11 protein-coding genes are annotated in these 13,271 nt (G+C 35.9%); all 11 read left to right on the top strand.

Annotation, left to right across the window (positions count from 1 at the left end; all coding sequences use genetic code 11):
* Nucleotides 1-117: 117 nt before the first annotated feature.
* Entirely contained in the window at nucleotides 118-996 is an 879-nt protein-coding gene (locus FS628_RS14010; protein WP_145322764.1) for a prohibitin family protein, read from the top strand.
* A gap of 213 nt (nucleotides 997-1,209) precedes the next feature.
* Nucleotides 1,210-1,965 carry a peroxide stress protein YaaA gene (yaaA, locus tag FS628_RS14005; protein WP_260871030.1) on the top strand — a complete coding sequence of 252 codons (756 nt, stop codon included), beginning with the start codon at nucleotides 1,210-1,212 and terminating at the stop codon, nucleotides 1,963-1,965.
* 250 nt (nucleotides 1,966-2,215) lie between these two features.
* Nucleotides 2,216-3,547 (top strand): WXG100 family type VII secretion target, encoded by a 1,332-nt coding sequence (locus FS628_RS14000; protein WP_145322762.1) that lies wholly within the window; start codon nucleotides 2,216-2,218, stop codon nucleotides 3,545-3,547.
* A 22-nt stretch (nucleotides 3,548-3,569) separates the two neighbouring features.
* Nucleotides 3,570-3,944 carry a ribonuclease toxin immunity protein CdiI gene (gene cdiI, locus FS628_RS13995; RefSeq protein ID WP_145322760.1) on the top strand — a complete coding sequence of 125 codons (375 nt, stop codon included), beginning with the start codon at nucleotides 3,570-3,572 and terminating at the stop codon, nucleotides 3,942-3,944.
* A gap of 329 nt (nucleotides 3,945-4,273) precedes the next feature.
* Nucleotides 4,274-4,729, top strand: a complete 456-nt coding sequence (locus FS628_RS13990) for a hypothetical protein (RefSeq protein WP_145322758.1) — start codon at nucleotides 4,274-4,276, stop codon at nucleotides 4,727-4,729.
* 196 nt (nucleotides 4,730-4,925) lie between these two features.
* Nucleotides 4,926-5,489, top strand: coding sequence for a pentapeptide repeat-containing protein (locus FS628_RS13985; protein ID WP_260871029.1), 564 nt, complete (start codon nucleotides 4,926-4,928; stop codon nucleotides 5,487-5,489).
* A gap of 742 nt (nucleotides 5,490-6,231) precedes the next feature.
* Nucleotides 6,232-7,287: an MBL fold metallo-hydrolase gene (locus tag FS628_RS13980; RefSeq protein WP_164783155.1), complete on the top strand. Its 1,056-nt coding sequence runs from the start codon at nucleotides 6,232-6,234 to the stop codon at nucleotides 7,285-7,287.
* 16 nt (nucleotides 7,288-7,303) lie between these two features.
* A complete protein-coding gene (locus FS628_RS13975; protein WP_145322755.1) occupies nucleotides 7,304-8,671 on the top strand; it encodes an ABC-three component system protein in 1,368 nt (455 codons plus the stop codon).
* Nucleotides 8,664-9,212 (top strand): ABC-three component system middle component 1, encoded by a 549-nt coding sequence (locus tag FS628_RS13970; protein ID WP_127545557.1) that lies wholly within the window; start codon nucleotides 8,664-8,666, stop codon nucleotides 9,210-9,212. Before FS628_RS13975 ends, FS628_RS13970 begins: the two co-directional genes overlap by 8 nt.
* Nucleotides 9,209-12,064: an AAA family ATPase gene (locus FS628_RS13965; protein ID WP_145322753.1), complete on the top strand. Its 2,856-nt coding sequence runs from the start codon at nucleotides 9,209-9,211 to the stop codon at nucleotides 12,062-12,064. Before FS628_RS13970 ends, FS628_RS13965 begins: the two co-directional genes overlap by 4 nt.
* Nucleotides 12,065-12,092: 28 nt before the next feature.
* On the top strand, nucleotides 12,093-13,265 hold the full coding sequence (locus FS628_RS13960; protein WP_186327816.1) for a phospholipase D family protein: 1,173 nt from the start codon (nucleotides 12,093-12,095) through the stop codon (nucleotides 13,263-13,265).
* Nucleotides 13,266-13,271 lie beyond the last annotated feature (6 nt).

Genomic DNA, 13,271 nt, shown 5'->3' with positions numbered 1-13,271 from the left:
TCATTTTAATTTTTATCCTAGCATTTATTCTATGGTCATTAATGTTCCCGCTATTCAATAAAATAGGTAGTAGAGTGTTGAAGAAATACAATAAATTCAAACAAGAGGAGAATGTAGATGAAAAATTCAAAGACGTTTAGAGTAGGGGCAATTACGGTTGCATTAGTTATTATTGTGGGAGTATTACTGGTGACCTTCTTTGTAACACGAATTCCTAATGGATATGTTGGGGTCGTGTATTCACCAAATGGAGGCGTAAAAGATAGTACACTGAGTCAAGGATGGAAACTCGTTGGAGCGTTTGATAAAGTGACGAAATATCCTATCCGAATTCAAACGGTTGAATATAGAGATATTCAGATTGCTACTTCTGACGGGAAAAACATCACAATCGATTTTGCTTACAACTACCAAGTAGAACCAAGTAAAGTATCTTCTATATTTAATACATTTGGGCCAATTAGCATTCAAGAAATTGAGGATACATATCTCAAAACACGTTTCCGTGACGCAGCTCGTAAAGGTATCTCTAAGTTTACAGTCATTGATGTGTATGGTGAAAAGTCATCCGAAGCAGGCGTAGACGTCGAACAACGTTTTTCTGACGACGTTAAAGAGTTAGGCTTTATTGTATCAAACGTGACCGTAGGTGTTCCTCAACCTGACGCCAAGACTCAGGAAGCAATCGATAAGCGTGTCGAAGCTTCTCAAGAACTGGAACGTAAAACGACTGAACTTGAGATCGCCAAGAAAGAAGCAGAACGTAAGCGTGTGGAAGCACAAGGTAATGCAGATAAACTATTGATCGAAGCAGAAGGTCAAGCTAAAGCAAATAAAGAGCTTCAGCAATCATTAACAAGTCAACTCGTTGAATATGAAACCATCAAGAAATGGGATGGAGCACTTCCATATGTAAGTGGGTCAAATACGCCAATGATTCAATTGCCGACTACAAAAACAGAGCCAAATAGCGGCGCGGGAAGTGTATCTCCCTAATTAGCGGTTTGAAATGCACGCCTTGCTTTCTCACCAATTTAATGTGTTGAATTCTAATGAACAAGCCGGTCCAATCGTGGGCTGACTTGTTCATTTTTGAGTCTTTTCAAACGTAGCATGAGTGATTTAGTTAAGCCTTGACATTGGATTCACCTAGCCAATCCTGTACAATGAATAACGACAATAACAACGGTAGATTAAGGATGGATCAGCATGATGAGAATTATCATATCACCAGCTAAAAAGATGAAGATCGATACCGATCTTATGGCTATCGCGCAGATGCCGCATTTTATAAATGAGTCAGAACAGCTATTGAGTCTGCTTCAAGAGTTATCCTATGACGAACTCAAAGCGATGTGGAAGTGTAACGATGCAATCGCCGAACAGAACCTGGAGCGGATTCAGAATATGAATATAAAAGCAAATCTGACACCAGCCATCTACGCCTATGAGGGCATTCAGTATCAGTATATGGCTCCGGGTGTTTTTCAAGATGAGGAACTGGCGTATCTTCAGCAGCATTTACGTATATTATCCGGTTTTTATGGCATGTTGCGGCCTTTGGATGGGGTTACACCTTATCGGTTGGAGATGCAGGGCAAGTTGCAAGGTCCGGGCTTCAAATCGCTCTATCAATTCTGGGGCAGCAAGTTGGCAGATCAGCTTCAAGAGGAAAGCAACTGTATTCTGAATCTGGCTTCCAAAGAGTATAGCAAGAACATCACCCCTTTTCTGAATGAGGAGACCCGTTTTATCACTTGTGTATTTGGGCAAATGGTTGATGGGAAGCTTGTTGAAAAGGCCACGCGGGCCAAGATGGCCAGAGGTGAAATGGTGCGGTATATGGCAGAACGGAAAATTACAGATGCGAAGGATATCAGAAATTTTGATCGGTTAGGTTTTGTTTTCTCAGAAGAGAAGTCGGATGAGAGTAATTATGTATTTATATATTCAGAGGAGAAATAGCGAAAATTCCAACTTTGCTTTTAAAAAAGTGCTAGTTAGCAAGCCAGCTCATCTTATGGGCTGGTTTTTAATTTGATATTGTATTTCAGTATCCTTCGCAGAGTTGAGAAGTGAGTTAGGACCGTAGTATGAAACAATAACATATTGTGAGTGGGTTCATAAAGTGAAATCAGGAGGTTAGCCGGATGTAATTGCCATCTAACTTCTGCTAACATAGTATTATCATATTTCAGATGAGCGGTGAAAATGGATGAGTACAATTAAAGTTACCCCAGAGCAACTACATCACGTGTCGAATCAGGTGGATCAGGCCAGACAAGAGATGGAGAGTATACGTGGGAATCTGACAAGACAGATCATGTTTATTCAGACATTGTGGATGGGGGCAACGCAGGAGCGATTTTTCTATGAGTTTGAACGGTCACGCCCTATACTGGATAAAGCGTTGGAGAGTATGGTGAAGACCTCCAAGGAATTGAAGGATATTGCCACGCGTTTTGAGAATACAGATGCTGAGCAGGTGAGTCTGGGCGGTGCTATTGGGGCCGTGGGTGCGGCAGCGATGATGAGAAATTCGGTAAGTAACACAGGTTCGAATGATAAGGGCTATCGAATGGCACAAGTTAATATGTTTGGAAAGTTAATGTGGATGCCTGTCAATGAGGAGGGTGTTGCGGATCAGGCTGCTCTTCAGGCTTATCAGAGGGATCAGGGGCATCTGGATATCAATCGCATGCAAGCTGTGAATGTAGAACCCCCTGGGGAAGATATCTATGCGATGCAGATCAAGGCGTTTGAGATGGGCATTCATCCGATGACAGGTGAACCTGTATCTGATAAGTATGCGCAGATGATGCTAACTTCACTGAAGTTCAGCCAGCTATTCATGGCATTTCAGATGGTTCGTGGGAGTATGCCAGGTGGCAAAGGGCCTTTTCGGTTGCCTTCATCCCATCCAGCTGTGGCGAAGATTAAAAAGAATTTGGAAGCGGCTGAAGCGAAGAAAGCGAATGAGCAAAAGAAGGGTTCTGAGAGTAAAGGGCAAGCATCTAAGAGTATAATAAGTGAACATGTAAGTGATGCTGAAAAATTGCAAAGACCATATGCTCACCTAGTAAACGTTGATGGATTTAAGAGAGGTAGCAGACCTGGAGTATCAGGTGGTCATAATATGGACAAATTTAATGAGACCTTACAAGAAGACGCAAATAAGTATGGGCTGAGTGTTAAAAAGGATTATTTTATAGGTGAACCCAAGAAGCACAATATCGAGGGGATTTACGAGGTGGAGTATCAAATTCCGTCCTTGAAACGAAGTGAATCAGATAAAAGTATTTTTGAACCGATAACGGACTCAAATGGAAATGTGCTTGGGAAGAGAGTGAACGATCCCAAAACAGTATATGATCCTAATATAATTTCTAATGAAAAAATGTATAATTGGGGAAAAGCAGCATTAGAGCCACAGATACAGGCTGGAAACGTGAAAAACGGGATAGTTAAAGGAGAACTAAATGGGCTGAAATTTGTGGGGTTCGTAGATGAAAAAGGGAACATAAAGAACTTTTATCCTGCTTTTTAATTAACAATGAAGGAGAGATATGATGTATAAAATATTGGCAACAAAAGCTGAAATAGATAGATTAGTAGAATCCTATTTCTGGATTATTGATTTTCCGAGAGCTTTAACATACTTCGGAGATCATGAGAGACATGGATATGGTTCAGGTCCACTGGAGGTACAATTTTCATCCTATCATATGCCAGAAGAGGAAGAGTATATTGGTGATCAGAAAGTGTGTTTTATTGGAGAGCCGCCAGCATATGATGAAGATGTAATGGCAGTGATGGAGCATGATGAATTTTATAACTATTTGATGATTTACAGTGAGAAGTACGTGGAGGAGCACCCAGAAGCTAAACAGGAGATTTATAATTTATTAGATATGGTAAAAAAAAGATTGGGTTTACATTCTTAACTCACTGATTGTGAATCATAAATCATTTGGAGGAACAACGAAAGTTCGTTTATCTTATATGTCCATAGTATTCATAGTCCAAGTATTGGGTGTACAGTTGGGGAGATATGCAAGCACTAAAAACGTTGCCGTATGACCCCGATTGATGTTATAAAAATCCGAAAGCTCTTCCCACCTGAACGTTGTGAGGAATGAGCTCTTTTGTATGCAGAAAATAACCAAAGAAGGTGACAGGACAGCAAATAAAGGTGCTGTATAAATTATTGTGGGCTATATTGATATGATTACATCCGCCTGTCCATTGTAATAAAAAGATTGGAGATACGAACATGATTAAATATAGGTATACCATTGAATATAAAGAAGATTTCAACGAAGTTATCGTGGACTTAAGTATAGATTCATCGTTCAAGAATGGTTATCTGATTAGTAATTCTTTGGGATCGGATATATTTGGAGACTTCGCCACGATCCAGGAAGAGATCGGAAACTTAATCGAATTACTGAGAGGGGAAATAACGTTATACGAGGGTGGAGGGAATGTGAGCTTAATAAAATCTGACCAGTCTTTTACAACTTTTGAAGATATTTTTGCAGAAGAAGATGAAGAGGACAGTACATGTGAAATTGAGACATTAGAATATGTAAAGCTACTATTGTTATGGGCAAAAGAGAACTTTCAGTATAAAAGCCAGCGAGGCGTTATCTTGAAAGAAGAAGCGGAATTAGCATTAGAGTGGATAAACAAAAAATATATTGAGGTCTGTGAGATTGAGAGTCAATAATCGCAAAAGATCGTTGACCATGCTGATTGTTTATTAGAAACGATTAATGTTGACTTGGAGATTTTTTTCCTGTTGCTCTCTTTTCAAAAATTCCAGAAAAATAGAAAGACGTCAGGGTGATTAGATATGGTGCAGCAATGAAAACAAACAAACAACCAACCAACAAGAACTGATAGAGCAATTAAATTCACACCGAGTGTGGATTGAAACCAATGGAGAAAAGGGTGAAAAATTAGGTGTAGATGAAATAGACTTTCGTCATATCGATTTATCGGGATATCCTTTGGATCAGGCTTATTTGACCGAATGTGCATTTGATGGCATGAATTTGGAACATATGGACATGTCATCATCGTTGTTATGTTCATCCAGCTTTACTAACACCAATGTAGTAAATGCTGATTTCTATAAGGCAGATTTGTCTTATGCCGATTTTACAGATGCAGATGCCCAAGGTGCAAGGTTTGCCAAAGCGGATCTTTCTGAGTCCATTTTTACAAATGCGAATTTGTCAAATGCAAAGCTAATTTCCAGTTCCCTGTACCTTACAGATTTTCGAGATGCTAATATGAATCAGGTAGATGTCAGTTCAGCATCGTTTAAAGGAACTTTGTTGCACGGTGCTAACTTAACAGGGCTTAGAGAAATAGAAGAAGCTTTTATAAAAAGCATCAATATCGGAACGCCAGAACAACCTAATATTCTGGTGGGTGAAGAAGCTATAAAGTGGTTGCAAGATAAAATTTTAAGTGGGGAATAGATTTTATGCTCGAACTTGCCTGTAATGTGGTCTCACTAGATAAACTGCACTTCGGAATAGGGAGAAATGAAAATGCGAACTTCAGTGGTTATCCTAACAGAGAAAGATAAATATTCTCCAGAGCAGCATCTAGCTGATACTATTATTGCAGCTTTTCATTCTGACGCAGCTCTCTATTTTTGAGTATACAGCTGGAAGGAATAAAAAAAGAGATCTTTATTTTATGACCCGGAATGATTTTAAAAAAACCAAAGATTAACTTCTTTAATTAGTCCTTTTTAAAAGGATACATAATTTTGTGAAGAAATATTTCACATACTTGATATTCTGAATTTTATTTTAATTATCATACTTTTGAACTGATTCATTAAAGAATATTCCCGTTTTATTTTATCATACAAGACTCTTTAACTACTTACTTTGTTGCAAATTATAGGTATTTTAGCAGGTGTTCCGGATTATTTGTCGAATATTTCATAATGTTGGCAAATAAATAAGAAGCAATGTCGATATTTTGAAAGGTTTATGGGTGAAACTTTGTTAGGCCCTAGCTAATTTATCTGATGAAAATCTAAGAAAAATAAGGGTGAGTCCAATATATACTTCAAGGATTGAAATGTTTCCAGCAAAAAATGGCGATACATTTCTGGTTAGTTGCTTCGAGAATTCAAATGTAAACATTCTTATAGATTTGGCTTACCCTCATACTTATAAGAACTATGTAAAACCTGTTCTTTTGAATATGAGTACAAAGGGTGAACATCTAGATTTAATGGTTATTACACATATCGATCGGGATCATATTGCAGGCGCAATTTCCTTTTTAGAAGATAACGGGACTAGTGAAGCCCCTAATATAATTGAAGTGAAGGAAATATGGCACAATAGTTATCGGCATTTATCTATTAGCCAGGATGAACATCAATTAAATAGAACGGAGAAAGAAATCATCGAGAGAAGAGTTGTTTACGTTGAAGAAGACTTTGATAGTAGGTCTCCTATAAGTGGAAAACAAGGATCTCGACTTGCAGGCCATATATACTTTAACGGTTACAATTGGAACGGGTTTTATAGTGGCAATGCAGTTTCTTATAAGAAAACACCAATATTACTCGGTAATGGGGATGTGAAAATTATAGTACTTTCTCCGACTGATATTGAGCTTAAAGAATTAGAGAAAGTATGGAAAAAAGAACTGCGCCGAACTTTTCCTAAAATGCCATTCACATCAGACCAATGCTTTGATGATGCAGTGGAATATGTATCTGAATATCTGGAACCGAAAGGGAGCGGTGCAGGTAGAGTGAATGTATCAGCGACAAGTTCTATAAAGAAATTGTCAAAGTCGCCCTTCTTTGAGGATGGTGATGAAATTAATGCTAGTTCCATTACATTTATTTTAGAACATAAAGATAAAAAAATGCTTTTTTTAGGAGATTGTCCACCTTCAATAACGATTCGACAACTTAAGGATCTTTATTCTAATACAGAGGGATCGCTTTACTTTGATCTAATTAAAGTTTCTCATCATGGAAGCCAATTCAATACCAGTCTAGAACTTCTCAATATGATCGACTCAAAGAATTACTTAATATCTACTAGCGGCTCAGGTCACGGACATCCTGATATGGAGACGTTATCTAGAATAGTTGTTAGAAAATCTACCTCTACAAGAAATTTATTTTTTTCCTATTCAACTCCGGCTGCAATTTTGATGAACAAGGAAGAGATGAAAAGTGAATTTAATTATGAAGTATTTTACCCGAGCAATGAAGAGAGTGTAATAGTGCACCTATAATTTAGGGGGAGCAACAGTGAATCAAATTGACTTTAAATCTATTGCTAAAGTACGTTGTGGTGATGAGAATGGAACAGGATTTCTAGTAAATGAAACTACATTGATTACAGCTAGACATGTTATTGAAGATAATTTAGATCCCAATGAATTAGAACCGGTGTTTATTATGTTTGAAGATAACGCTGAGATACAAGCGACAGTTATTTTTCCAAATGAGCCTGATGTAGGGGCGGATTTTGCAATTTTGTCGTTACCTGAAGGGGGAGCCTATTCTCCAACATTACCAATAAGTATAGAAAGGCTTGAGTTAAATGAGAAATGGGAAGCCTTTGGATTCCCATTTACTCAAAAAGACAGAGGGCAACCCTTTCATGGAACCATATTGCAAGTGTTTGATGAAAGAGAGGAATGTGACTTTGATTTAGATTTGGCTTGTGAAATTCCTAAGATAACGGATCCTAAGTTTATAACTCGTGGGGCATCAGGATCACCTATTGTAGTTAACGGTGGGATAGTGGGGGTTATGAAAGATAAGGCATCTGGTGGAGGGATGATTGGGGCTACTTCAATTAATCGCTGTCTGCCAATATTAAGATCATTGAATATATCCGTTAATATTCTAGATATAGGTTACGGTAAAATAGAAAGTTCGAGTGCCAATTTTGTTGATGGAGAGACCATCTTTAAGAGTAATTATGATTCGGAAAAAGAAATAGTTATGGCATTAATTGAAGACTTCCCACCAGAAACTCATTCTATTTTAATGGAGAGCTTAATTCGTTCAATAGAGAGTATTATGAAAACAGATAATGAGAAACTTCGGGCATTCTTTCAAAGCTATAGACACCCGTTTGAGGTCTTGAGTAATGTTTCAGGTATAGAGCAATTACTGGAGATATTGACCATCTTGAGATGTGGATATAGAGATATAAGTTTTATTCACAATGATATTAATGCAAATTTAAGTTTAGATGAAAATGAAGAGATATTTGCATATCTTATTTTCTCAACAAAAAGGAATGCAAAAATGCCTGAACTTTTATTAGGCCTTTTTCGAAAAAAGGAAGCGACAGCAACAGGAAAAAGAGAGCTTCGTCGTGGCGAATCTATGTTCCCTTTTCCTTTAATACTAGATAATTGTAGTAAAAGCAAGAAAACTAATTTATGCAAGAGGTGCCAAAATGAGTTTTCTTTTGAGGATATCTTGATTGATTTTACTAAAGTTAACGAGCAAGGATATTTTAAGGGATTAGAAGAGAACAACTATAAAAGTTTAGATGGAACAAAGGTGCTGTGCGGTGACTGTATTAGAACTTTGTATAATCATGTAACTAACCCAGAAGAATTAGAGTTTCATATTAGGGAGATGAACAAAATTGATTGAAGAGCTTGTTGAATTTTTCGAGGGAAATGGATTTATAGAACTAGATCAGCTTGATTTTAACTATCTTGATACAGTTTACGCTTCATCGGAGCAAATTTACGGCCTGGTTCAGTTTGAAACGGAAGAGGAACTAAGAGAAAACTGGGAAAAAGCTGCTGATGAATTAGCTGTTAAATTACAAAGTCGTTTGATCAAAGAGCTCCATATGCTTAAATGGGATATTTATCTTATGGTTATTTGTACACAAAATCAAATTGACACTTCATACAGAAAGTTGATCGAGAATGATAGGCGCTATTTCAGGAAAATTGTTATTACCAAAAAAGATGATCCCTATATAAGTAAAGTTCCTTTTGTACTTGATTTAACTAGTAACAAAGAATTGCTCATATTTAATGATAACGAATTTTTTGAAGAACTTCGGGAGTGTCTGCAGAAATCAACATTAAGTAAGTTACCTCAGGAATTTTTTAATTCTAAATTAAGTGGTGATCAATTGATTGATTTTTTCAATTCAATAAAAAAGGATGATATAAATTGAAGATAAGATCATTGAAAATATGTGGGTTTCGGGGATTTTCTGATGAAACTATTTTTCGTTTTAATGATGCGAAGGTAATATTACTGTATGGACCAAATGGGCATGGGAAAACATCAGTATTTGATGCTATTGAATGGGTGCTTTCAGGAGAAATACATAGATTTAATCAAGCTACTGATGAGAGAAATAGGACCCGATTTATTAGAAATATGCATACAAGTCTGTTAAAAGAGGCGTATGTGGAATTAGAACTTATTGGCTCTACAGGGGGGATTTTTAAAGTAAAGAGAACATGTACTGCAAGAGCTCAAGATATAACGGATTATGGAAAACATAAATTGGAGCTTCACTTGCCAACCCCTATTAATGGTATAACAAATTTTATAGATGCCGATGCGGAGCATTTGTTAAAAGGATTATTAGTAAAACCAGCTTGGATTGAAAAAGTTGAAGTTTCCCGGGGACTACACCTCACTCATATTTTGGGACAAGAGAAATTAAATGAATTTCTTCGAGGAATGAAAGATGGTGATAGATACGATTCTGTTTCGTTACTATTTGGGACCGAGCACTTTTTGAAATATAAAGATTCATATAATGAACTACTAAAAAAAGTAAATAATCGGGTTAATCAAATAGAAGGTCAGATTAGTGAAGGTACTCGAAAGAAGAACGAATTGAAAGCGGCGATTTATGAACTAATTAAAAAAGTTTCTGATCCAAATCAAAAGATTCTGAGCATTGCTCTTAGCGAATATAAGGACAATTTCTTAGCTCCTGACAACCTATTTGAAAAAGAAGATTGGAATGCCCTAATTCCATTAATTAGGAAAGAAAAAGAGTCGTTAAAACAAAAAAGATATGATTTAGAAAATAGGGAACGGCGTATTAAAGATATAGAAGAAATCAAATTGAAGTGGAAAGCTGATTTGGAGAAATTAAACATTGGGTTGGGGAGATTAGAAAAATTAAAAAATCATCGTAATGCTTACAATATGCTTAATTTGGTTACTATTTTGAACAATCGCAACAACCAGTATGAGGAGTCCCTTATTTTCATTAGAGATAAGAACATAGAAATTAACAGTACTAAACAGGCAATCGAAACAATTAAAGCTTCAGTTCACATATCTGACAACTTCATTAAAATAGTTACAGAGTGCATAGAAAATTTAAGGAACAATAAATATGATTTAATCAAAGATGTCCAAATTGAACATGAGAATTTTATATGGAAATCTAAAACATCGGAGCTCTTGGAAGTTATTAGAGTGACTCAGTCTTCTATTGTAGATGTATCGAGTATCCATGCTAGTACGATGAGCTCGTTGAAATTTTTAGAAGAATCCGCTTTAGCCTTACATGGTATAGATCAGAAATATAAAAATTTCCTAAGTAGTTTGTCTGATTATCTATCCGTAGAAGAGGAGATAAATAGTTGCCCTGCTTGTGGAACAGAAGGGATCAACAAGCCACAATTACAACAACGAATTCAATTGGAACAAGCCAAAATTCACAATGAATTACCTTTACTGGAGCAAAAAATTAAAGAAATGAAAGATAAGTTTGAAAAAGAGGGAATTAAATTAAATGAATTGAAATTGAATGTTGAGAAATCCTATTTAGAGATTAGAACGATTCTGAAAAGTGCTGAAGAAGAATGTCAGAATAAGAAAGAACATATGTTAAAAATGGAGAAAGAAATACAGAATTTAAGTGCTCAAATAGAGTTGAGGAATAACTTCATTCAGGAGTATAATGCGGATTTATTGAGAATTGGTTTGAATGAAACTGTAGAAAAGAAAAAGGAAAAGTTAATTCAGCTAGAACAACAATTGGAAAGGAATTTATTAGAGTTAACAGCAGAGGAAAAAGCTGATTTGCCCCAAGAAATTGAAAAAACTGAAGGGATTATTTTAGAAAATCAAGGTTTTGTTGAATCATTTATAAGCAAGCTATTGCTCGCGGGTGCACCTTTACAGGCTAAACAGTGGGATGTTAAGGAAGTAGAGGATTTTATTCAGGACGTTTCGAAAAATGTACAGAGTGAAAAAGAGAAGCTGATTTATCTAGAAACAGTAATTCTTAAGTCAATAACTGCAATAGAAAATGCTAAAGAAGAATTATTATTAAAGACACGTCAAGAAGAAATGCGAGTGCAACATAATCACTTAGAATATTTAGACCAACTTAAGAAAAAAGTTCATGAAGACCAAGATACTATCAAAGATCTAATTAACAATGTTAAACCGGCTGTTGACAAATTAAATGAAAAGATGATTTCTGAACTATTCGATACCATTCAGAAAATCTTCTCTCGGATTAACTCACATCCAGTATATAACAGTATTGATTTTAATAAAGAATATAGGCATAGATCCTATAGACTGCTTATAATGGTATTAACTGGATATATTGAAAACCAAACACAGGCAAATGCCACATATATATTCAGTTCAGCACAAATTAACTCGATAGCACTGTCTTTTTTTATGGCAATGGGCTTACATCAACAGTGGTCTAGTCTACAACTTATGGGAATGGATGATCCAATCCAAAGTATGGATGAGGTTAATGTTTTATCACTAATTGATTTAGTTCGTTTATTTATGGAAAAGTATGATAAGCAGTTTATTATTTCAACACATGATCATAATTTTTACCAAATGATGTTGAAAAAATTTAGGAATCAAGATATTGCGGTAATTGAGTATGAAGGATATAGCGAAAAAGGTCCGCTTATAAAGCAACAAGTTAGTGAAAATGCAGAAACAGACAATGTACTAATCATTCCCGCTGAAGAACCAATTTCTAGAGCCAAGTTACTAGAACTTAATGATGCATCATTATAACAAGTTTTTAATTTTAGAGGAGGTACTAATGGCCGTAAGTCTAGTATCTAATGATTTATTGGATCGTTTTAAAGGGTTATTAGATGAAACTGAGAATGAATTAAATATTATTTCCCCATTCATTGGAACACAAACTGCTAACCTATTGGCAGATTGGCTAACATTGAATCCAACCATTAGTTGCAACATTATTACTAGATTTTATAGAGAGGATTTTGTAGAGAGAGTTAGCAGCATTTACGGATTAGAACGCTTACTCCATGCAAAAGCGAAAATTTATGCTTTAATTGATTTACATTCCAAGCTTTACTCGTTTGATGCCCACTCCGTTATTATAGGTTCAGCGAATTTTACACAAGGTGGTTTTATGTCTAACCACGAAGTCTGTTTCATAATGGATGACGAGCCTGAAATATCTGAAAAAGTAAATGAATACTTCTATGATTTGTTAGATCAGATTCAATTAGATGGTAATGGGGTTGTCACCCAAGAATGGATTGATGAAGAAAAGAAGTATGTTCCTCATCTAGCTGCTAATCAACGAAACAGAAATGTCACTTACTCTAATATTTCAAAAAGAGGTACAGTTCTAAAAAAAATGGTGCATCCTGAGTTGTTTGAATCGATCTTTGAGAAGACAAATAATTCTGATGAGGAAACTGGTTATTGGTTAAAGTTTGAAGGTACTGGGGAAGATCGTATTCCTAATGATTATAATTATAAGCAAATGAAAGGTGAACGTAGACGTAATTTGAATATTACGTATTTTCCACGAAAACCTGGCAGCATACAAAGTGAGGATACCCTTTTCTTAACTATTGTGAGTTATGATGAACAGAATAAGCCTACCCCTATGATTGTTGGATATGCTAAGACAAATGGATTTAAGATAAAGAATGTAGTAGACAATAGTGACCTTAAAGATTACCCCTGGAAATATCGGTTTCCGTACTATGTAGAGTTTACAAGCGGCAAGGTAATTAGTGCACCAATCAAATACGGTATTCGATTAATTGATGTTTATAATAATTTGGGTAAGGCAATATTCCCCTCGTTGAGAAAACGTAGAGTTGTCAGTCAGCGGACTTTGCAAAGTATGCATTTTAGGCGCTCTCACATTAGGATTTCTCAAGAAGCCTATGATTATTTAATGAATGAATTAAATGAACGATTTTGTATTTATGGAGAAATCATATTGTAATTCCTT

It is taken from the genome of Paenibacillus xylanexedens (assembly GCF_007676705.1).
GTDB classification, from domain to species: Bacteria; Bacillota; Bacilli; order Paenibacillales; family Paenibacillaceae; genus Paenibacillus; species Paenibacillus xylanexedens_C.
The sequence above is the reverse complement of the archived record's forward strand: the minus strand, read 5'-3'. Positions and strand labels throughout refer to the sequence as shown.

Excerpts from the sequence above, each read along its gene's own strand:
- FS628_RS14010 (WP_145322764.1), top strand. The coding sequence starts at position 118 with ATGAAAAATTCAAAGACGTTTAGAGTAGGGGCAATTACGGTTGCATTA.
- yaaA (WP_260871030.1), top strand. The coding sequence starts at position 1,210 with ATGATGAGAATTATCATATCACCAGCTAAAAAGATGAAGATCGATACC.
- FS628_RS14000 (WP_145322762.1), top strand. The coding sequence starts at position 2,216 with ATGAGTACAATTAAAGTTACCCCAGAGCAACTACATCACGTGTCGAAT.
- cdiI (WP_145322760.1), top strand. The coding sequence starts at position 3,570 with ATGTATAAAATATTGGCAACAAAAGCTGAAATAGATAGATTAGTAGAA.
- FS628_RS13990 (WP_145322758.1), top strand. The coding sequence starts at position 4,274 with ATGATTAAATATAGGTATACCATTGAATATAAAGAAGATTTCAACGAA.
- FS628_RS13980 (WP_164783155.1), top strand. The coding sequence starts at position 6,232 with ATGAGTACAAAGGGTGAACATCTAGATTTAATGGTTATTACACATATC.
- FS628_RS13960 (WP_186327816.1), top strand. The coding sequence starts at position 12,093 with ATGGCCGTAAGTCTAGTATCTAATGATTTATTGGATCGTTTTAAAGGG.